Genomic DNA, 20,898 nt, shown 5'->3' on the forward strand with positions numbered 1-20,898 from the left:
CTTTTTTTATAAAGTTATGTGCATAACGCTTTATTCCTGATTGAATTTTGTTATAACTAGATGAGTTTGAAAAGGGAGTATGTTGCATAACTAAAAAGAAAATTATCTGTATTTGATATTTTGATAAATATAAAAAATCTTATTTGTCAATACGTCTAATAGGGAAAATGCTTACTATTTAGGAATGTGATATTACTATTCAGGCTAGTATAAATCAGTATACTAGAATTCTTGTTATAAAAAGTTAGCACCATCAGGAAAGACAATGACTGTACGTATTCAAAAAGGCAAGCTAGCGATTGCTAAAGAACTTTATGATTTCATCGAAAATGAAGCTTTACCAGGGACTGGTTTAGAGAGTGAAACTTACTGGAAAAACTTCGAGCAAGTCGTTGTCGACCTTAGCCCAAAGAACAAGGCATTACTGGCTAAGCGTGATGATCTTCAAGCGAAGATTGATGAATGGCATCGTAATAATAAATTTGAACTTAATGCTTATAAAGCATTCTTGACCGAAATTGGTTACCTGGTACCTGAAGTTGCAGACTTTAAGGTCAGCACTGAAAATGTAGATGAAGAAATTGCTTTACTTGCAGGCCCACAATTGGTGGTACCTGTACGTAATGCACGTTACTGCCTAAACGCAGCGAATGCGCGTTGGGGTTCTTTATATGATGCGCTTTACGGTACAGATGTCATCTCTGAAGAGGGCGGCGCAGAAAAAGGTAAGGGCTATAACCCGGTACGTGGTGACAAGGTTATCGCTTTTGCTAAGGACTTCTTAAACCAGACTTTCCCATTGGCACAAGGTTCACATGCAGATGCAACCCAATATGCAGTGGTAAACAACGCTTTGGCAGTGACTTTAAAAGATGGTTCAACCACTGCTTTGGCGCATCCATCTCAATTTGTTGGCTTTAATGGCGATGCTGCTGCTCCTGCAGAAATCGTTTTATTAAATAATGGCTTACATGTAATTATTGAGATTGATGCCAATAGCCCAGTGGGTAAAACTGATGCTGCGGGTGTCAAAGACTTAACCCTTGAGGCTGCCGTAACCACGATTCAGGATTTGGAAGACTCGGTTGCTGCGGTTGATGCAGAAGAGAAAGTTGAAGGCTACCGTAACTGGTTAGGCTTGATGAAAGGTGACTTGCAAGAGTCAATCGAGAAAAATGGTAAAACCATTACCCGTGCCTTAAATAAAGACCGTACCGTTCAAAACCTGATTGGTGGTACAACCACTTTACATGGTCGTTCATTGATGTTGCTCCGTAATGTTGGACATTTGATGACAAACCCTGCGATCCTTGTAGATGGCGAAGAAGTGTTTGAAGGCATCATGGATGCATTAATCACGCCGTTACTTACCGTTGCGGATATTCGTGGTCAAAACGAGAATAAAAACTCTCGTAAAGGCTCAATGTATATCGTTAAGCCTAAAATGCATGGTCCAGAAGAAGTTGCATTTGCCGTTGAATTGTTTGAACGTGCTGAACAAGCGATTGGTTTACCAGAAAAATCGCTCAAAATCGGGATTATGGATGAAGAACGCCGTACTTCTGTCAACCTGAAGAACTGTATTGCTGCTGCAAAAGACCGCACCATCTTCATCAACACGGGCTTTATGGACCGGACGGGTGATGAAATCCATACCTCTATGGAAGCTGCACCGGTTGTTCGTAAAGAAGCAGTTAAAACACAAAAATGGATTGCTGCTTATGAAAACCGTAACGTTGCCATAGGTTTGGCATGTGGTTTACAAGGCAAAGCGCAAATTGGTAAAGGCATGTGGCCAAAACCAGACAGCATGAAAGATATGTTGGCAACCAAAACTGCGCATCCAAATGCGGGTGCATCGTGTGCATGGGTTCCATCTCCAACAGGTGCGGTACTACATGCCTTGCATTATCACCAGATCAATGTAAAAGCACGCCAAGACGAATTGGCTGCTGAAAACATGTTGTCTTTAGATGACTTGTTAACACCGCCGTTTGCAGCAGAAACCAACTGGACTGCAGAAGAGTTAAACAACGAACTTGAAAATAACTGTCAAGGTATCTTGGGTTATGTAGTTCGCTGGGTCGATTTAGGTGTTGGCTGTTCTAAAGTGCCAGATATCAACAATGTAGGCTTGATGGAAGACCGTGCAACATTACGTATTTCATCTCAACACGTTGCAAACTGGTTGCGTCACGGGATCGTAACGCGTGAACAGGTTGAAGAAGTGCTTAAGCGCATGGCTGTGATTGTAGATCAGCAAAATGCCAATGATCCACTTTATACACCAATGGCGCCAAATTTTGATGGTATTGCATTCCAGGCAGCGTCTGACCTGATCTTCAAAGGTGCAGAGCAGCCATCGGGTTATACAGAGCCATTACTACATGCAGCACGTTTAAAATTAAAAGGTTATACCGGTGATTAATTTCATCTGAATAAAGAAGCCTCTTCGGAGGCTTTTTTTATACCTGCAATTTAGAAAAACGCACTTTCTACTTGTTTCGTTTGGGCAAGGATCAAATACTGTTAAAAACAGGATTAAACAGATTAGCACTGAAATATTTGTTATAATTATCGCAGTTTGATCATTTAGCCGAATCATAGCGATGTCACAAATTCTAAAATTAGATGCTTTAAAACAGGCGCAGGTTTCAACTACGCCATATCCTTACTTTGTAGTGGAAAATTCAATTGTAGACAGCGAAGTGAAAGCTGTGATTCAGGATTTTCCAAAGATTGAACAAGGTGGAAGCTATAACATTGAAGATGTTGAAATTAAGCCTAATTTTGATCGTTTCTTAAAATCATTAGATACCAAAGAATTCCGCCAGATTTTAACTGAAAAATTTGATGTGGATGTGATGGAACATCCGATGATGATCACGTTACGTGGTTATTCACGTCAAAAAGATGGCCGGATTCATTCGGATTCAAAAACCAAACTGTTGACTATCCTGATTTATTTAAATGAATCTTGGGATGCGCCTACAGGCCGTCTACGTATCTTGAATGATGAAAAGAACATGGATGACTATGTGGCTGAGATTGATGCGGGCCCTGGTACATTAGTTGCCTTTAAAGTCACCGATAATGGCTGGCATGGCTATGTGCCTTATGAAGGACAACGTCAATCAATCCAGATCAATTTTTTAACCAGCGATAAAGCCAATGCCAAGCATCGCTTTATTCATGGCTTAAGTGCAAAAATGAAAAAGTTATTTGGATAAACGCTTTCATAAAAACGGGAGGTGAATAGACCTCCTTTTTTTAACTTTAAATTTTGCGAATTAAACCCATATAACAGTCATGTGTGCCAATTATAAACCTTTGACCATTGAACAAGCTCTGCAGTTGGGCTTGCCTCCGATTCCATTTGAATATGTGGAAGAGGTCTATCCGAGCTATAAAACCCCGTTGCTATTTAAATCGGACCACGGCTATGAATGGCGTGAGGTGTTATTTGGTTTGGTGCCGAAATGGTCGGAAGATACCAATATTTCCAAGCATACCTATAATGCCCGACATGAAACATTGTTTCAAAAACCAAGTTTTCTGGAAGCTGCCTCTAAATGTAAGTTCGGCGTCATTCCAGTGACCGAGTTTTATGAAAGCAAGTATATTGATAATAAGCCGCAACGCTGGGCGGTCCGTCGCAAAGACGGAAAGACTTTTTTTATTGCGGCTTTATATGAGATCAGAAAGCTGAATGACCAGGTGATCCGTTCGGCCACCATGCTGACCATGAACGCCATAGACCATCCGATGATGAAGGATTTTCATGAACCGGGCGATGTCAAACGATCGGTCGTGGTGATTCCGCATGAGCGCTTAGATGAATGGTTAAGCTTAAAGCAGCCGCATTTGCTTTATGATTTTATGCAAGGTTTCCCTGTGGAAGAGTTCGAGTGTTTACATGTACCAAAGGCAAAAATAGAGAAAGTCACACCACAGTTAAACATGTTTGATTTTTAATTTTTAAATTAAAAAAGGCTTCACGATGGAAGCCTTTTTTATCTTTTATCATTGTATTAACGTGCAAGATTTTTAAACATATGACGCAGGATTTCCATGGTCTTCTCGATTTGTAAAGGCGTTAAACCGTCAAAAGACTGTTCTAGGATTATCGCGGTCAGATCATTGATCTTGGTAATCATTTCCTGCCCTTTTTCAGTTAGATGAACACGAGTGATGCGCCCATCTTCCTTGCACGAATAAGTATCAATATAACCTTCATCTTTGAGGCGATATACGATCTTGGTCGTGGTCGACATTTTTGAAATGACCATCTCAGAAAGTTCAGATACGCTGGCATGAGGTTTAACGTGCAGTGCAATTAAAATGCGGCGACGTGAATTGTCTAGACCGTACTTTTTCAGTACATTGTCGATGTTTTGGACATACTGAGCATTTACTTGAGAAATCCAGTAAAAAGGGAAGTCTTCTAGATTAAATGAATCGGCTGTAGGTAAAAAACGCGCATATTTTTTTGGCATTACTTATTTCCTATGCTTGCACAAGGAGCTAATCCAATTTAGCTCTTAGATTCCATGAAATGTCTACAATTTGCCTGTTAATAAAAATCCTTTTCCTGATTTTTTTAACATTCCATTTTTAACATCTTTGCCCAAAGATAATCTGTAAATTATCTTTGTTCTGAATAGAGAAGTCATCATAAAATTCACATAAATCAGCTATTAAAGATGAACTATCCAGTCGTCTAACCCTAAAGGGAGTTCTACATTTATGCATCTCTGCAGCTTTATAGAATAATCGTATTGTAGAAAAAAAATACGAATTTTGACGTGACATTTTTATAAAAATTTCTGTCTAAAATGTCATAAATATACAAAATCAATATATTTATAAAATAAATAAAGCTTAAATAAATAGCGAATACATATGTTTGATTTGATCGGTCGGTTAAAAAAGTAGCATATGCATTTCTTTTTAAAAGATGAATAAATACATTCTTTGTCACACTTTTCTGGTGAATTTATAAAATGATGAATTTTTGTTAACGATTGGGGGAGGCTTTTAACTTGGTAAAGCAATAAAAAAATGCATCTAAACCGGATTACAGGTTGAGATGCACAAAGGTAAACAAGTTGTACTGTTTGGATATTATTGAATTAGGTTAAATCCTTAATTCATTTTCTAGTATTGGCCAGATTTTCTGATGAGATTTCTTGAACATGAGCATGTGTCCAATCTGCTTATAACCGAGCTGTTGCGGATTCAGTTCAATTAATTTCGTTTCTGCATTCGGATATAAGCGAAGTAAATCTTTGACATTGCTGTGTGTGGCAATTTCATCATCCGTTGCCCAGAATGATGTGATAGGGCATTGAATTTGCTGATGATAATCCTCGAAGATGCTTTTTCCTATGGCATTCATCACATAACCTGGCTTACTACAAAACTCAGCCCATTGCTTAGCAACATTTTTAGGTAGGTTTTCTCCCATCCCGATAAATTGAGTTGCACCATAACCTTTAACAAAGCTCGAAACCGGGAAAATGACATTGAACATCAGCGGTGCAAGTACTTTGGTTTTACCTTTGAGACCTTTTACATGGCCTGTTGAGCCCGCAATTGCTAATACTTTGGCAACCTTATGATAATTTGATGCGATGCCAAGCAGTTGTCCTCCGGCACTATGACCAACAATAATGACTTTTTCCGCTTGCGTACGATTCAATAATGCTTCAATTGCAGCAGGAATATCATAAATTCCCCAGTCATTAATGCTTGCGGTGGAGTCTTTTAACGCACCGTGTAAGGATTCCCCAATTCCGCGGAAATCAAAACTCAATACTGGATAACCTTGTTGATTCAGCCATTGAGCAAATGCATGATAAAAATTTTTGGTGATACCAGTCGCCGGGCAGATCAAAATCGGGTAGGGCTTATCAGTACTTTCGGTTGCATAGAACTGGGCAGCAAGTTGATAGCCATCTTTACAACTGATCCAAAAAGATTCAACGCTATTCATGGAGAAAACACTCTGATGTATTTATATCTATACTGTACATAAGTTCCCAAAAGAAACCTGATTAAAAAATGACTTAAAAGTCAAATTTTATGTAAGATAAGCGCAGAAAAGAAATCATAGAGAACAGGAAAAATAAGATGTTTTTAAATCCAGCAACGCAACTTGCAATTGTATTTAGTGGGATTTTTTTGTGGGTAGGGATGTTGACCGGTGTCTGGAAATACTATCAAATCAGACAGTCTGAACTGGCCAGAGCACATTATTATGTGGATATCGCTCATCGCAGTAGTCTGTTATATGCTTCTGCAAGCCTGATTTTAGCTGCACTTGGCTATTTCACGGTTTTATCTGATCAGCTTGTTTTATTTTGTGTTGTTGCGAATTTATTCTTTTTTGCGATGTCGATTCTGATTTATATCTTGCATGGTTTATTAAAAGATACGACCAATCAATTTAAGCAACCGCATAAAGTGGGGCGGTTGAATTTGCCAGCGTGGTGTATGACGTTGATGATGATAAGTTTAATTATTGTCGAGTTAGGCGCTACAACAGTGTTGTTATTTGGAACAATTGCAAAGTTTTTAAATTAAAAAAAATGGATGATTACTCATCCATTCTCCCTAGAGAATTTTTTTGGCGCGCTACGCTTAACTGTCGAAACTTTCGATCGACGATCGCCCACATACAAAAGGCAACAGAGACAATCAATGCATATGCAAAATATTCGGGTTTTAAATTACCTTTAATTGTGCCTTGGAATAACAACGTGACCATTAAGGCAAGCGTTGTGGTTGCATATACTATTGTATCATTTGCCTTCAGAGCGTTAATGAAGACTTGCTTGTTGAAATGTATTGATAACATCTCCATCCCTCCTTGTTGTGACGACAAAACCATGCGTTTTTGTCTGAATTGTTTTTTAAGTTGTACTGGTATTTTCTGAGTATTTCAAGAGCAAAAAGGGTGATTTTGAAAATAAATTTTTGAATGTATTGATTTATAAAGGTTTAAAGTATTTTTTATATTGATTTATGGTATTTTTTAGTTAAATATTGCTTAGTATTTTTACATTATGAAATATTTGTAGGGTGTATATAAAGTGAGTGATATCACTTTATCGAAAAATCTCTACTCTCGCAATATCAATAGAATAAGTAACTTTTCCTTATCCTTGATCAGAACAGAAAAGAAAGATTTGTCGTAAACAAAAAATGAACATTGGGTAAAAGAACATCTTTTGCATAGCTAAAATCATGTTTGGGTAAAACATCATTCTAACGACAAATCATTTTACTTCTTCTGAGCTATCGCTCGATCAATCACAATCGCAATTACCAGAACAGTCAAGGATGGGAGTAACCATGCAAGGTTTTGTTCATTTAAAGGTAAATGCTGGATAAATGCTGGAAGTTGAGCTGTAAAGCCGGCAGCCTTAATTGCTTCAACCACACCGAAAAGGAACGCAATAGCCGTTACTGACCCAACGACCAGAGATGGATTATTCCAGCGTTTCCAGAAAAAGCTAAGCATGATCACAACAATTGCTGGCGGATAAATGGCACTAAGTACAGGTACAGAGAAGGCAATCAGTTTGGTTAAACCCAGATTGGAAATTAATAACGAGAAGCCAGTGAGAATGAAAACAAGCAATTTATAAGATAAACCGGTTAATTCATTGAAATATTCTGCACAAGCACAGGTCAGTCCAATCGCAGTGACCATACAGGCAAGGAAAATCAGGCAGGTAAGGAAGTAAGAGCCGTAATCACCAAATGCATGCTGTACATAGGCATGTAGGATAATGGCACCATTGGCTGCATCAGGCGCAACTTCGTGACTACCTAAACCAAGTTTAAACAAGCTGACATAGACCAGGGTCAGTCCTACGCCGGCAATTAAACTTGCGATAATCGCATATTTGGTAATGAGCTTGCTATCTGTGACACCACGAGATTGAATCGCTTGAATAATCACAATACCGAATACTAACGCACCTAAGGTATCCATGGTGAGATAGCCACTGACGAAACCTTCAGAGACTGGGCTGCTGACATAGTTATTCACTGCAGGTGAAATAAGACCTGTAGGAATGGCAAAAGCAGCAATACCTAAAATTGCGAGTGCGATAATTTTTAAAGGTGCCAGTACATGGCCTACAGTATCGAGCAATTTGTTTGGGTATAGGGAAACCGCAGTCACAAAAGCAAAATAAACAATACTATAGATAAAGAGGCTGCTACTTGAAGTACCAAAATACGGTGCAAAGCCAATTTCATAAGAAACGGTAGCTGTACGAGGTGTCGCGAATAGTGGTCCTACAGTCAGGTAGCAAGCAATGGTGAGCAGTAAGCTAAAGAAACGGCCAAGTGGAGAACTGATGATTTCGATCGAGCCTTTCATGCGAGATAAAGCCATGATCGTAATCACAGGTAAACCAACTGCGGTGATTAAGAAACCGAAAGCGGCAAGCCAAACATGTTCACCAGCCTGCTGAGCAACAATTGGAGGAAAGATAATATTGCCTGCGCCAATAAATAACGCAAAGGTCATAAACCCTAAAGCAATGATATCTCCTGTACGAAGTTGATTCATAAAGAGGGAGGCATAAAATAAAAGTGCAAATTCTAGAATAAAAAAGCGTTCTTTTGAAACTAATTTATGTGAAAATTGCTTGTTTTTTGACTAAAAAGAAATTATTAAAATCATATAATTAGCCTTGGTAAAGCTAATGCATTGAAAAGGTTTTTAAAACTTGGAAAATAAAAGTATTGATATCTTTTTTCTATAACATCAATCGAAATTAAATGTAAAACAAAAGCGGTCTTTTAGTCTTAAAAAGATTGAAGATTTGCATACAAGGGCGTACAACTATTGAAATATTTTATGCAGCCCTAATCTTTTTGCTTGCATGTGAAATTAATCTGATAGATGAATAAGGAAAATCTCGAATGAGAGCTTCTACTGTGACCATTAAAACTGAACAAGATCTTGAGAAATTAAGAATCTCAGGTCGTTTGGCGGCACAAGTGTTAGAAATGATCGGTGCGTATATTAAACCGGGTGTTTCAACTGAATATTTAGATGATATCTGCAATGATTATATCGTGAATACCTTGCAGGTGATTCCAGCCAATGTTGGCTATCACGGTTTTACCAAGACAACCTGTATTTCTGTCAATGAAGAAGTGTGTCATGCGATCCCTTCTGCGAAAAAGATTTTGCAGGACGGTGACATCTTGAATATCGATGTAGCGGTGATTAAAGATGGTTACTTTGGGGATACCAGTCGCATGTATTTTGTTGGCGAACCAAGCCCTGAAGCCAAGAAACTGGTTGAAACGACCTATGCAGCCATGTTGGCTGGTATCCATACCGTCAAACCGGGTGCAACATTAGGTGATATTGGGCATGCGATCCAGACGGTTGCCCAAAATGCAGGCTACAGCATTGTTCGAGAATATTGTGGGCATGGTATTGGCCGTATCTATCATGAACAGCCCAATATTTTACATTATGGACAAAAGGGTCAGGGTATGATCCTGAAAAAAGGCATGGTCTTTACTATCGAACCGATGGTCAATGCAGGTAAGCCCCATGTCAAAGAGCTAAATGATGGCTGGACGGTGGTCACCAAAGACAAATCACTGTCAGCGCAATGGGAACATATGGTTGCCGTAACGGATGATGGTTTTGAATTACTTACCCCGTGGCCGGAAGGTACGGGGCATTATCCAGCCGTTTAATTATTGTTGTGATGTCGAAAAGGCCCGGATATCAACCGAGCCTTTTCTTTGTTGAACATTGGGTGAGTTGCTCAACCAGATAGTCAATAAAGACACGTACAGCGGGTAATAGGCCACGACGGGATGGATAGACTGCATGGAAAATACCATGTGGAGCGGTCCATTCTGGTAGTACGGTCACCAGCTGTCCTGTTTTGACAAAGTCTTGTGCAATGCTGTCAGGTAATAACGCAATTCCACAATTTTGTGTTGCCAGCTCGGCCAGCATCAAAAGATTTGACCCCATAATGACCGGGTTGACCTTAATCTTTTTCTGCTGCTGATCTGGACCTGTTAACAGAAATTGCTGATCAAGATGATCTTCAGCCATGCTGATAATTCGATGTTCAGGGAGCTGTTCTGGTGTGGTGAGATTGCCAAACTCATTTAAATAAGCCTGACTGGCAAAAAGCCGTTGTTCAATCGCTTCAAACTGTCTGAGCACCAGATTAGGATCATCATCCAGTTTAGAGCGTACCCGTAAGGCCAGATCAATTCCTTCATTAATAACGTCTACGCGGCGATTGCTCACCATCATCTGAACACGTACTTCAGGATATTTTTTCAAGAAAGCCGGCAGGATTTTTGCCATCTGGTTCTGGGCGATATCGACAGGTACACTGACTTTGATCACACCGCGTGGCTGACTACTTAGATGATTGACCACATCATGCGCTGCTTGTGCAGCATTCATCATGACTTGTGCATGGCGGTATACATCCATCCCGATATCGGTCACTGCAAAATGACGCGAACTACGCTGAATCAGGCGTACCCCAAGTTGCTCTTCCAGGTTGTATACCCGACGACTGAGTTTAGATTTAGGAATATCGGTTGCACGTTCTGCTGCACTAAAACCGCCGTGTTCAACCACCAGCGCAAAGCAATAAAAATCATCTAAATCCGTTAGCATTACGCTATAAACTCCAGCTTATTGTGTTCAGGTTAAAACATTATAAATGCAATTATTAAACATTTTGGGATAATAAGATATCTCGAACCTGTTGATATTCTTTCAATCGTTCAAAATCTTTCATTGTCGGAGACTGAATCCGTGATAAGTCCATATTGTCGGTGAGATCAGCCAATTTCACAACACGTGCGATAGGATTACGTAGGGTTCGCTGTGCTGCCTGTATTCTCGATTCTCCCTGCTGTTTTGTCAGGGCAACAATCGCTTCGATCAGATGCTTGGGAAAACCAAGCGCATATAGCTCATCTGTCGTGGTTGTGGTGTCTTCTAAAATATCGTGTAAAACGGCAACGATTTTGTGCTCTATATCTGGCACGTTGAGCATAACTCTTAATGGATGCAGAATATAGGGGGCATTGGCTTTATCCACTTGGCCTGCATGCCGCTGTGCAGCAAGTGAAATTGCCTGTTCAAGTGTTGCCATGATTGAAATCCTCTCATTCAAAAGTATAGAAGATAGATTCGGGCATCATATTCTTTTAAACTGGATGAAATTTTTGATGCTTTATTATTATGTCATATCAACTTATTCACATTGCCGATGCGACTCAAAATATTACTTGCCCGTTTTGTCAGCATGCTGTTTTAGACTGGGAACAGGAACAGTATATCCAACCCTGTGAACATACCTTATTTATGGCCATGGATTTAGGCTTTGAGTTTATCGCGGATCGTTTCGACGAGGTTTTGTCACAATCGGTTGATGAAATTCATGAAGATCCGAATATGAATATTTTTGCTACGGTGAGTCAGGCAAATTATCCTGAGATGAAAATTTTTAAAGCGGATCTAGGTGTAGAAGGCTTATTTCGCTATGTAGGCTTTAGTCAAAACTAAACAACTCACAATAAAAAAGCCAATCATTTGATTGGCTTTTTCTTTATAGCTTATGCTTCAGGCGCTGGGCTGTACTGTTCAACCAATGGCTTTAACTCACCATTCTGGAACATTTCAAGCATAATATCGCTACCGCCAATCAGCTCGCCATTGACCCAAAGTTGTGGGAAAGTAGGCCAGTTTGCAATTTGCGGCAAAGTTGCACGAATATCTTGATTTTCCAAGATATTTACATAGGCAAATGGACGACCAATTTGGCTAAGTGCTTCTACTGCACGAGCAGAAAAACCACATTGCGGGAATTGTGGAGTGCCTTTCATGTAAAGTAAAACAGGGTGTTTCGCAATTTGATCACGAATTAACGCTACTGTATCACGCGCTTGTTCCGTCATAGATAGATCCTCTACTAATCTACCTGCATTATACCTAAAAAAAAGCGTGGCGGAGGATTGCAAAAGATTTTTCTTGTATAAAAGTGACTTTAAGCTTTCAATCTATGCAAGTTTTTGCTTATATAACTTTTTCCACTACAACTACTGATAGATTGAGTTTGTTATGACTAATATCACTCTTGCTCCCGTGCAACCTGATCAACCCACACATCTTATGGCGACCTATGGTCGCCAGGCGATCAGCTTTGTACGAGGGCGAGGGGCGCATTTATATACCGCAGATGGAACCGAGTATTTAGATGCATTAACCGGGATTGCGGTATGTGGATTAGGACATTCCCATCCGGTGATCGCTGAGGCGATCGCTGAACAGGCTGCAACTCTGGTTCATACCAGTAATTTATTTGAAATTCCTTGGCAAACGGCGGCAGCACAGAAACTGGCTGAAGTTTCTGGAATGCAGGAAATCTTCTTCTCCAATAGTGGGGCGGAATCCAATGAAGGCGCGATTAAAATTGCGCGTAAGTTCGGATCGCAACAAGGTATTGCCAATCCTAAAATTTTAGTTGCTGAACAATCTTTCCATGGCCGTACCTTGGCAACCTTATCTGCAACAGGTAACAAGAAAGTACAGGAAGGTTTTGCCCCCTTGGTAGACGGTTTTGTTCGTGTACCATTTGGTGATGTTGAGGCGATTCAGGAAGCAGCCATTCATCATCCTGACATTGTGGCAATCCTAATCGAACCTATTCAAGGTGAAGGTGGGGTAAATACTGCACCGCAAGGCTTTAGCTACCTGGAAGAGGTACGTGCTTTATGTAATCAGCATAACTGGCTGATGATGCTGGATGAGATCCAGACAGGGAATGGCCGTACCGGTAAATATTTTGCTTATCAGCATACCAATATTATTCCTGATGTCATGACCACGGCAAAAGGTTTGGGGAATGGCTTTCCTGTAGGTGCTGTGATGACCCAAGGTAAAGCGGTAGGCTTGCTTGGTGCAGGCAGTCATGGTTCAACCTATGGCGGTACGGTATTGGGTTCACGTGTGGTTTACACAGTGCTGGATACGCTGGAAAAAGAGAATGCTGTTGAAAATGCGGCAACCGTAGGGGCGTATATTGTTGATCAGTTAAGCGCACAATTGGCAGATCATCATGTACAGGTGCGTGGTTTCGGGATGATGATCGGGATTCAATTGCCAAAAGACTGTGCTGAGCTGGTTGCCATTGCACGCGATCAATATCAGTTGATTATTAACGTGACTGCGGGTTCTGTGGTACGTCTACTACCTCCTTTGAATATGACACAGGCACAGGCAGATGAATTGCTTAAACGTCTGGTGCCTGCCATCCAGAATTTTCTCAAAGCTTAACTAGGCAATATTCATAAAAAAAGGGCAAATCATTTGCCCTTTTTTATTTTTGATTGAAATCAACCAGAAATATATTGTTGAAGTTGTTCAATCAGAATACGTTGATCGTCCATGGCTGCTTTTACCAGATCCCCAATCGAAATAAAACCAACCAGCTTTTCCTGATCCAGTACAGGTAGATGGCGTAAATGGCGGTCAGTCATGAGGTTCAGACATTCTTCTACCGTATGGTTCAAACCTACAGAGACGACTTTTGATGTCATAATGTCTGCAACAGGCGTGTTATTTGAAGAACGTTCCATTAAGGCAATTTTACGTGTGTAGTCACGTTCGGAGAAAATGCCAACAACTTTTTCATCTTCAGCAACCACCAGTGCACCGACCCCTTTATCGGCCATGATCTTAATTGCTTCAAGTACAGTCGCATTCGGTGAAATTGTAAAAATTGATTGTACTGCTTTATTCTTGATGACTTGAGCAACGATTGTCATTATTTATCCACCTGTGTTGTATTGTCATTTTCATTTAACTTAACGGTATTTTTTTTAATTGCAAAGCGCTAATTTCATTCCAATGATAACTTTTGCGCATAAATGCTCAAAAAGTCATCATTGCGGCAGAATCATGTTTTAAGCAGGTATAACTGCTTCACGTGACATAAAAAAGAAATGCTGCATCTGCTGTGTTGACAGCTTAAATTTACGATGTGATGAATTGAATAATGCGGGTTCAACCTGTAAGCGGGTTAATGTGGGAAGCAGTGACTCATGAAAATCCTTGGGGGTAATTTTCCGTGGTGTGTAGTGTTTCCAGTTGGCCTTGGCATAACGATGGGCTTGTACACCATTGAGCCAGAAAGGGAAGACGTGACCGTCCTGATCTGATTTGATTGCCCAACCTTCATGGTAAAGGCCCCAGAGCGCACCACAGTACATCATTGTTTTTAGAATTGAAATTTTAATCATCAACTCTCGTGAAACCGGCTGAAAATGCTTAAAGCGATACATGTTATTGAACTAATATTCTTAAACTTATGGTTCATTATAAGAAATCTAGATGTCATTTATGTTTAACAATTGACTAAAATCGTAAGCAAATATTGTAGGTGCTTAGAAAATTGAGTGGTATGTTCTTGGAATTTTCAATCTAAGATATTGTATAGAATAGAATTGTTTTTTAATGTGTTATTCGGAAACTTTATTGAATAGATTATGTTTTTAAGCAATGTGAGTGAAAAAGTGGAGCTCGTGATAAGAATTATAGTTGATCAGGCATTAAAAAAACGCCACCTGAGCAAATCAAAGCGATGAAAGCTTTGATATAGCGCAAGGACGTTTCTTTAAGCTTGAAGGGTGGCCATCTTCTGCCAATACTGGGCTTTCAGGGAATCGCGTTCTACTCGGAAGCCTTGATAATACAATTCTGCTAAAAATAATGCCGCTTTACCGTGGCCTGCTTTAGCAACTTCCTCAAGCTCTTTTACTGCATCTTGGAAGTTTTTTTGCGATTGAATTGTATTGACCGCATTTGCATATAGATGCTCTAGTTCATGGTGTGTAAAATGTTGAATCATATAATAACTCCTTATTTTAATTATGATTACCGCAAATTCTATTCAAAGTTACTCTACTTTGAATTTAAGCTACTTTAACTTAGAATTATTAAAGTAATATGACAAATTGATGGAATTGTCAAATATATTCAGCAATTTTGCGTAAATAAAAGCTTACACGATTAAACATTTACCACAAATAATTTTAAGTAGAATCAAAGTGAGAATAAGAGAAAAGGAGAATAACATGTCAAATGTCATTGATGGTGTGAATGTTGATGTTCCTCCATTGGAAAGCCAAATCATTGCGCTTGCTCATCATCACCGTAAATTACTGGATGAGGCGATCTTTCATCAGGAAATTCATCTAGGTGATTATTGTCTGGCTCAGCGTAAGCGGGTGTATGACTTTGCTAGTCATTTGAGCCCTGAGCAGAAAGACCGTTTTTATAAAATTTATGATGGAGAGTTGAAGAATATTGCAGACGACGATGATTTGCATCCTGCTGATGCAGAAAGTGGAGTCGGCATGTTTGCGATTTTCATCGTCCTCGTCATAATTGCATTTATTCTGTACTTTGCTTTTGTTCGTTCGCTGGTCAGTTAATTGCGGCTAAAGTTGTTTGCACGTTCAATAAGTTGTGGAATTGTGACTTATTGAACGTTGTACTTGTCCTAAGCGAATCAGAGACATACACTACCTCTAATTCGAGGTAGGTTATGTTGTCTATACTTTCTAAACATAAAGTGATGCAATCCAGATTAGGATTTAAACTCGACCAGTTTTATAATATTTTGGTCGGTATTATTATTTTGTCTATTTTTATACTTGCGTATAACGCATTATTACGTCCAGTCAATTCATTGCAATATCAGCAGGTGGTTCAGTTTGCTCATCAGGCCAGCCATCCAAGAACCCAACATATGGCACATGATGTTCTAGAGCAAACGCCAATTCGTCGTATAGATTATTTAAAGTTATTAAATGCTTATCAATTTGAATCCAACCGGATTAGACAATATCCGGCAATGACGAAAGATGATGAATGAGTTTTAAGCGACTCACTTCCATTACAAATGAATGCATTGCCTTATTCGGGAAAACGAAAGCGATTTATGCTAGACTGGCCCCATTTTTAAAAGCTGCTTTACTCTCAAGGAATCGACATGCAACAGCAATCGAATATGCAAAATAAATTCTTGATAAATGCTGACATCGGTGATGACGATGTCACATTACCAAGTTTACCTGCTGTCGATGTTCCCATTATAGAGCCAGCTGTACAGCAGACGGTTGAACTACCTGTAGCAGCACCCGTAGCAGAGCAACCTGTAGCAATTGTTGAAGAAGAAGCCAAATCAACAGGTTTCTTTGGTCGTATGAAAGATGGTTTGACGAAAACCCGTCGTAGTTTTACGGATGGTATGGTCAACATTCTGATTGGGGGCAAAGAAATCGATGATGAATTACTGGAAGAAGTTGAAGAACAACTTTTAGTTGCAGATATTGGTGTTGATGCGACTAAAACGATTATTGCGAATTTGACTGAACGTACTGCACGTGGCGATTTGATTTATTCACATGCTTTGTACAAGGCGCTTCAGGAAGAATTGGTTGCTTTATTGGCACCCCGTGTTAAACCGCTACATATTGATCCGAATAAATCACCCTATGTGATTTTAATGGTGGGTGTAAACGGCGTAGGCAAAACCACAACCATTGGTAAACTGGCGAAGCGTTTACAGGGTGAAGGCAAGAAAGTCATGTTGGCTGCGGGTGATACATTCCGTGCAGCAGCAACTGAACAATTGCAAATCTGGGGTGAGCGTAATGACATTCCAGTCGTCGCGCAAGGCCATGGTGCTGACAGTGCTTCAGTGATCTTTGATGCTTTTGAAAGTGCGCGTGCCAAAGGTATTGATGTATTGATTGCAGATACTGCCGGGCGTTTGCAAAACAAAGCTAACCTGATGGAAGAGTTGAAAAAAGTAAAACGTGTCATGCAAAAGATCGATGCAACCGCACCGCATGAAATCATGCTGATTGTCGATGCCGGCACAGGACAAAATGCGATTAATCAGGTACAGCTGTTTGATGAGGCTGTTGGTCTCACCGGAATCACCATTACCAAACTGGATGGCACAGCAAAAGGTGGCGTCCTGTTCAATATTGCAAGCCGTACTCATGTGCCGATTCGCTATATTGGTGTAGGTGAGAAGATTGATGATTTACGTCCATTCTCGGCGAAATCATTCGTTGCTGCTTTATTTGAAACAGATAAATAAATCGTTTATTAACATGTAATAAAAGCCGATTCGTCGGCTTTTATTTTGTGTAGAAAAAGACATTTTTAAAAATTATTAAATCTAAAAAAGGTATTTACGTGAAAATATTATTAAAACCTATCGTTCTTATCCTCTTAACAGCGAGTTGGGGCATCAATTCCGTCTTTGCGGCTACGGATACTGCAGCAATAAAAGTTCTCACAGAAAATGCTGAACAGGGCAATGTTGAAGCACAATATTCTTTAGCGACGATGTATGCGGATGGCGACGGAGTTGAACAAGATAATGCTAAAGCAGTACATTGGTATCTTATGGCCGCCGATCAAGGAAATGTTAACGCTCAGAATAATTTAGCCTGGATGTATGAAAATGGCAAAGGGATCGCACAGGATCATAAAAAGGCTTTTGAGTGGTATCAACGCGCAGCCAATCAAGGAGATAGTAATGCGCAATATAATTTGGGGGTGATGTATGAGCATGGGCGAGGTGTGCAGAAAGATAATAATAAAGCCCATCAATGGTATTTTAAGGCAGCCGAACAGGGAGATCTGGATGCACAGCATTATTTAAGGATGTCTTATTTACTTAAGCAACTGGATCAAGCAGGACAGAAGAAATACAAAATGATGTCAAAAGACTGGGTGGTTCCTGTGGTTGAGGCAGAAGAAGCGAGCACAGAAGCGGATTAATGCAAGAGGATTTTAATTGTTTCAAAAATAAAACGATCTGTCATGTTTTTTAGACTATTCCTAAAAAATATGTCGTTATACACTACATTCAATCCAAGATAACGCCTCAGGGCACAAGGTAGGAATAACAAGATGAGCAACTTCTTAAATAGTATTAAATCACGCCGTACAATTTATGCGATTGGCAAAAACTTGACAGTAGACCAGGCAACAATTGAAGAAACGATCCGTGAAGCTGTAAAACAAAGCCCGTCATCATTCAACTCACAAACTTCACGTGTTGTGACTTTATATGGTGAATCACATGCAAAATTCTGGGAAATCGTACGTGAAACTTTACGTAAAATGGTTCCAGCAGAAGCTTTCGCAAATACAAGCGCGAAAATTGATAGCTTTGCAGCAGGTTTTGGTACAGCATTATTCTATGAAGACCAAGATGTTGTAAAAGGTTTACAAGAACAATTTGCTTTGTATGCAGACAACTTCCCAGTATGGTCTGAACATTCAAGTGCAATCGCTCAGTTTGCAACCTGGACGGCTTTATCTGAAATTGGTGTTGGTGCGTCATTACAGCATTACAATCCAATTATTGATGCAGAAGTTGCAGAAACTTTCGAGATCCCTGCAAACTGGAAATTACGCGCTCAGCTTGTATTCGGTTCTATCGAAGCTGCTGCGGGTGAAAAAACATATATGGATGATGCAGCACGCTTTAAAACTTTTAACTAAGTGAAGATTGTGTAGTAAAAAAGAGCACCTTAGGTGCTCTTTTTTATTGGAGTAAAAATTTCTTTTTAAACTCATGCACTGTTAGAAGTGCATTTCATTGAGAAAAGACAAATCTGGTGCCATCTTATAAAAATGTTTATTAAATTTACAGGGAAATATTTTTGGTAGTACCCAATTCTTCAGATTCACCTGTTACAGATGCTTTAGCAAGTTTGAATAGGGTTGCGACTGTACCTGAACCTTTCCAGTATTGAGCGCCGTTGCAGATGACACGAATCAGTTGAATATCAGGATCCGATTTGCCATGTTCAAAGAATGCTTCATAAGCAGGAGACCAGATCTGATCAAGAATCGCTGGATCGACGACACACTCAGCGATACCATTAATCGAAACATAATCATTATTTGATATATTGCTATATCCTAAATTGACTTGGTTATTTAGCGGAATATTTTTCACTAGTTCAGAACTTTTAGAACCTAAAAACCATACGATTCCATTAAAATCAGTATCTTGTGTCGTCATTGGAACAGAGTGTAAATGACCTTTATCAGAAATAAAGGTGATCATGGCAAACTTGATGCCTTTAAGTAATTGATTAAGCTCTTGGTATTCGCTATTCAGGTTGTTCATCGTGACACTCTCCTAACATTTGTTTTTTCAATATCCCTGAAAATAAAAAAGTTGCGGGTTTCGGTTTGTGAGCTATTTGTTTTATCAATCTAGTAATGATGAACTTATGTTAATTAAATTATTAAAAAATATTTAAAACGAGCTATTTCAATCACTTTTAGATGCTTGGCTTAAATTTTTTTAAGATAATAACGCCCGCAAGTCCTGAGCTTAAGGTATTAAAAAATAAATCTATGGCTGAATTCCCGTGAACATGATGAGCCTGAAGCGCTGAAATGATCGATTTTTAGTGATTTCAATATACGGTTATGAATTGCTTAATTAATTATAAGTTTTTGTTTTATAATGTTAAATTTGAAAAATTGCGTGAAAAGTGTAAAATATACACTTGTCTTTATTTGTGTTTTTTTATTGGGTGGACGTGGTGAAAAAAATATTAATTCTTTCTATAAGTACGGTTGCTTCTGGTTCGGTGTTTAGTGCTGATGATTTATTGGCTAAACCTCAGTCTATATTGGTGTTGCAGAAGGAGGACGCCCAATTGGAGCTCAAAAACGAACAGCAGGTCGATTTTTTTGAGTCATTGAAACAGCAAGAACAGGATCAAATCAATCAACGCACTCAAGATCTAGAAAGTTTATATGAGCTCCAATCAAATACCGCTAACATGAGTCCGCATGATAGGGCCCAGTATTATCTCGAGCATAGACATTATGGGGCTTTAGATGCGTATGGTCAGGGCCAACAACTCAGCTCCTTAGAAAAAGCGCGTAATAGAGGAGTAATTTCAAATCGGGACTACCAACAAAAAATTGTAAAATACAGTCCTTCACCTATAGCGCGTAGAAGTGACCAGCTGAGACTCTCAATTCCTATCGGAGATTAAAACTATCTATTGATTGAGCGTTAAGGTAGATGCTGTGATGCCTTCGCCCGATCCCTAAAGCGAGCTCTAATCTATTGGAGTCTCGCTTTTTTCTTTTGATGAGCAGGTGATTTCAGAATTGATCGCTAGTTTAATGCTGATATTGAATTTAGCAGTTGCTCAGCATGGGCGAATGTCAATTTTTACCTAGATGAGGTGACGGCTGCATAAGTCAAAAATGAAAGCAAAACTAAGCAATTAAATTGATAATTTTGACTATTTGGTAAAAAATAGCTTAAAAGTTCTACTTTTTGTGGTACTTTAATTTATTTTCAAGGGGTTGAAAATTATGAATATTATCAAATTTTTAAAAAGTTTTAATACCATTGGTGCCTATCTCATCCTTGTAAGTATCCTGCTCCTAACGCTGATTGTATATTTTTATTTTATTAATCCCCATTGAACATGCTTGCTAATAAGATAAAGCCACCCTCGGGTGGTTTTTTCAATATTGAGTGAATAAACGAAGCAAGATGTCGAGTTTACAATGCAGCAATCATTTAAACACTATAATTACAACCTGATTATGAATTGTTACATTTAATCTGTTATAAAAATTTTAATAAAAAGAGGTTGATAATTATGAATATTTTTAAGTTTTTGAAAAGCTTTAATACGGTAGATTTTTATTTGCTTGTTGCCAGCATCATGCTGGCAGTACTTATATTTCTATTTTACTTCGTGAACCCGAATTAAGTTTAAAAACTATTGTTCAGTATTTTACAG

The 20,898-nt window shown here is 39.1% G+C and carries 24 protein-coding genes; 13 read left to right on the forward strand and 11 right to left on the reverse strand.

The window, feature by feature from the left end; all coding sequences use genetic code 11:
* Positions 1-265: 265 nt before the first annotated feature.
* The 3 genes from ACNQO6_RS06740 to ACNQO6_RS06750 all read left to right on the forward strand — a co-directional run bounded on the left by ACNQO6_RS06740 (position 266) and on the right by ACNQO6_RS06750 (position 3,975).
* Complete coding sequence (locus tag ACNQO6_RS06740) at positions 266-2,428, forward strand: malate synthase G (protein ID WP_032872926.1); 2,163 nt, start codon at positions 266-268, stop codon at positions 2,426-2,428.
* 181 nt (positions 2,429-2,609) lie between these two features.
* A complete protein-coding gene (locus ACNQO6_RS06745) occupies positions 2,610-3,230 on the forward strand; it encodes a 2OG-Fe(II) oxygenase (protein WP_005230781.1) in 621 nt (206 codons plus the stop codon).
* A 79-nt stretch (positions 3,231-3,309) separates the two neighbouring features.
* Positions 3,310-3,975: an SOS response-associated peptidase gene (locus ACNQO6_RS06750; RefSeq protein ID WP_440208457.1), complete on the forward strand. Its 666-nt coding sequence runs from the start codon at positions 3,310-3,312 to the stop codon at positions 3,973-3,975.
* 56 nt (positions 3,976-4,031) lie between these two features.
* Here ACNQO6_RS06750 and ACNQO6_RS06755 read toward each other — a convergent pair whose 3' ends face one another.
* Entirely contained in the window at positions 4,032-4,496 is a 465-nt protein-coding gene (locus ACNQO6_RS06755; RefSeq protein WP_005230779.1) for a MarR family winged helix-turn-helix transcriptional regulator, read from the reverse strand.
* A gap of 641 nt (positions 4,497-5,137) precedes the next feature.
* Positions 5,138-5,995, reverse strand: coding sequence for an alpha/beta hydrolase family protein (locus ACNQO6_RS06760; RefSeq protein WP_343578637.1), 858 nt, complete (start codon positions 5,993-5,995; stop codon positions 5,138-5,140).
* Between the two features lie 137 nt (positions 5,996-6,132).
* Here ACNQO6_RS06760 and ACNQO6_RS06765 point away from each other — a divergent pair, with 137 nt between their 5' ends.
* Positions 6,133-6,585 (forward strand): hypothetical protein, encoded by a 453-nt coding sequence (locus ACNQO6_RS06765; RefSeq protein ID WP_343578636.1) that lies wholly within the window; start codon positions 6,133-6,135, stop codon positions 6,583-6,585.
* Positions 6,586-6,598: 13 nt separating this feature from the next.
* On the opposite strand, the gene ACNQO6_RS06770 is transcribed toward ACNQO6_RS06765, so the two are convergent.
* Both ACNQO6_RS06770 and brnQ read right to left on the reverse strand, forming a co-directional pair.
* A complete protein-coding gene (locus tag ACNQO6_RS06770; protein ID WP_343578635.1) occupies positions 6,599-6,859 on the reverse strand; it encodes a hypothetical protein in 261 nt (86 codons plus the stop codon).
* A gap of 426 nt (positions 6,860-7,285) precedes the next feature.
* Entirely contained in the window at positions 7,286-8,587 is a 1,302-nt protein-coding gene (gene brnQ / locus ACNQO6_RS06775) for a branched-chain amino acid transport system II carrier protein (protein WP_440208458.1), read from the reverse strand.
* A gap of 356 nt (positions 8,588-8,943) precedes the next feature.
* Between brnQ and map the strand changes: the two genes are divergently transcribed.
* On the forward strand, positions 8,944-9,738 hold the full coding sequence (gene map, locus ACNQO6_RS06780; RefSeq protein WP_440208459.1) for a type I methionyl aminopeptidase: 795 nt from the start codon (positions 8,944-8,946) through the stop codon (positions 9,736-9,738).
* A gap of 31 nt (positions 9,739-9,769) precedes the next feature.
* Here the strand turns inward: map and ACNQO6_RS06785 are convergent, their stop codons facing one another.
* Positions 9,770-10,690, reverse strand: a complete 921-nt coding sequence (locus ACNQO6_RS06785; RefSeq protein ID WP_440208460.1) for a LysR family transcriptional regulator — start codon at positions 10,688-10,690, stop codon at positions 9,770-9,772.
* Positions 10,691-10,745: 55 nt separating this feature from the next.
* Entirely contained in the window at positions 10,746-11,174 is a 429-nt protein-coding gene (locus ACNQO6_RS06790) for a guanosine-3',5'-bis(diphosphate) 3'-pyrophosphohydrolase (RefSeq protein WP_440208461.1), read from the reverse strand.
* Positions 11,175-11,263: 89 nt separating this feature from the next.
* Here ACNQO6_RS06790 and ACNQO6_RS06795 point away from each other — a divergent pair, with 89 nt between their 5' ends.
* Positions 11,264-11,587, forward strand: a complete 324-nt coding sequence (locus ACNQO6_RS06795; RefSeq protein WP_343578631.1) for a hypothetical protein — start codon at positions 11,264-11,266, stop codon at positions 11,585-11,587.
* Positions 11,588-11,637: 50 nt separating this feature from the next.
* On the opposite strand, the gene grxD is transcribed toward ACNQO6_RS06795, so the two are convergent.
* Positions 11,638-11,979, reverse strand: coding sequence for a Grx4 family monothiol glutaredoxin (gene grxD / locus ACNQO6_RS06800; protein ID WP_004772459.1), 342 nt, complete (start codon positions 11,977-11,979; stop codon positions 11,638-11,640).
* Positions 11,980-12,142: 163 nt separating this feature from the next.
* Here grxD and ACNQO6_RS06805 point away from each other — a divergent pair, with 163 nt between their 5' ends.
* Positions 12,143-13,357: an aspartate aminotransferase family protein gene (locus ACNQO6_RS06805; protein ID WP_343578629.1), complete on the forward strand. Its 1,215-nt coding sequence runs from the start codon at positions 12,143-12,145 to the stop codon at positions 13,355-13,357.
* 59 nt (positions 13,358-13,416) lie between these two features.
* Here the strand turns inward: ACNQO6_RS06805 and ACNQO6_RS06810 are convergent, their stop codons facing one another.
* The 3 genes from ACNQO6_RS06810 to ACNQO6_RS06820 form a co-directional block, all read right to left on the reverse strand.
* On the reverse strand, positions 13,417-13,848 hold the full coding sequence (locus ACNQO6_RS06810; protein ID WP_343578628.1) for a CBS domain-containing protein: 432 nt from the start codon (positions 13,846-13,848) through the stop codon (positions 13,417-13,419).
* A 138-nt stretch (positions 13,849-13,986) separates the two neighbouring features.
* Entirely contained in the window at positions 13,987-14,364 is a 378-nt protein-coding gene (locus ACNQO6_RS06815) for a DUF2750 domain-containing protein (RefSeq protein WP_343578627.1), read from the reverse strand.
* Positions 14,365-14,696: 332 nt separating this feature from the next.
* Positions 14,697-14,930, reverse strand: a complete 234-nt coding sequence (locus ACNQO6_RS06820; protein WP_004772455.1) for a hypothetical protein — start codon at positions 14,928-14,930, stop codon at positions 14,697-14,699.
* A gap of 226 nt (positions 14,931-15,156) precedes the next feature.
* Between ACNQO6_RS06820 and ACNQO6_RS06825 the strand changes: the two genes are divergently transcribed.
* The 5 genes from ACNQO6_RS06825 to ACNQO6_RS06845 all read left to right on the forward strand — a co-directional run bounded on the left by ACNQO6_RS06825 (position 15,157) and on the right by ACNQO6_RS06845 (position 18,613).
* Positions 15,157-15,516: a hypothetical protein gene (locus ACNQO6_RS06825; RefSeq protein WP_004772454.1), complete on the forward strand. Its 360-nt coding sequence runs from the start codon at positions 15,157-15,159 to the stop codon at positions 15,514-15,516.
* A gap of 113 nt (positions 15,517-15,629) precedes the next feature.
* Positions 15,630-15,959 carry a hypothetical protein gene (locus tag ACNQO6_RS06830; protein ID WP_343578624.1) on the forward strand — a complete coding sequence of 110 codons (330 nt, stop codon included), beginning with the start codon at positions 15,630-15,632 and terminating at the stop codon, positions 15,957-15,959.
* A gap of 117 nt (positions 15,960-16,076) precedes the next feature.
* Positions 16,077-17,195 carry a signal recognition particle-docking protein FtsY gene (gene ftsY, locus ACNQO6_RS06835; RefSeq protein WP_440208462.1) on the forward strand — a complete coding sequence of 373 codons (1,119 nt, stop codon included), beginning with the start codon at positions 16,077-16,079 and terminating at the stop codon, positions 17,193-17,195.
* A gap of 98 nt (positions 17,196-17,293) precedes the next feature.
* Complete coding sequence (locus tag ACNQO6_RS06840) at positions 17,294-17,884, forward strand: tetratricopeptide repeat protein (RefSeq protein ID WP_440208463.1); 591 nt, start codon at positions 17,294-17,296, stop codon at positions 17,882-17,884.
* A 132-nt stretch (positions 17,885-18,016) separates the two neighbouring features.
* Positions 18,017-18,613: a nitroreductase family protein gene (locus tag ACNQO6_RS06845; RefSeq protein WP_343578621.1), complete on the forward strand. Its 597-nt coding sequence runs from the start codon at positions 18,017-18,019 to the stop codon at positions 18,611-18,613.
* A 145-nt stretch (positions 18,614-18,758) separates the two neighbouring features.
* Here the strand turns inward: ACNQO6_RS06845 and ACNQO6_RS06850 are convergent, their stop codons facing one another.
* The gene (locus ACNQO6_RS06850) at positions 18,759-19,247 is read right to left on the reverse strand and encodes a pyridoxamine 5'-phosphate oxidase family protein (protein ID WP_343578620.1); all 489 of its coding nucleotides are present in this window, start codon (positions 19,245-19,247) and stop codon (positions 18,759-18,761) included.
* 424 nt (positions 19,248-19,671) lie between these two features.
* Between ACNQO6_RS06850 and ACNQO6_RS06855 the strand changes: the two genes are divergently transcribed.
* Positions 19,672-20,133, forward strand: coding sequence for a hypothetical protein (locus tag ACNQO6_RS06855; protein ID WP_440208464.1), 462 nt, complete (start codon positions 19,672-19,674; stop codon positions 20,131-20,133).
* Positions 20,134-20,898 lie beyond the last annotated feature (765 nt).

This window comes from Acinetobacter calcoaceticus, from assembly GCF_051947995.1.
In the GTDB taxonomy this organism is placed as follows: Bacteria; Pseudomonadota; Gammaproteobacteria; order Pseudomonadales; family Moraxellaceae; genus Acinetobacter.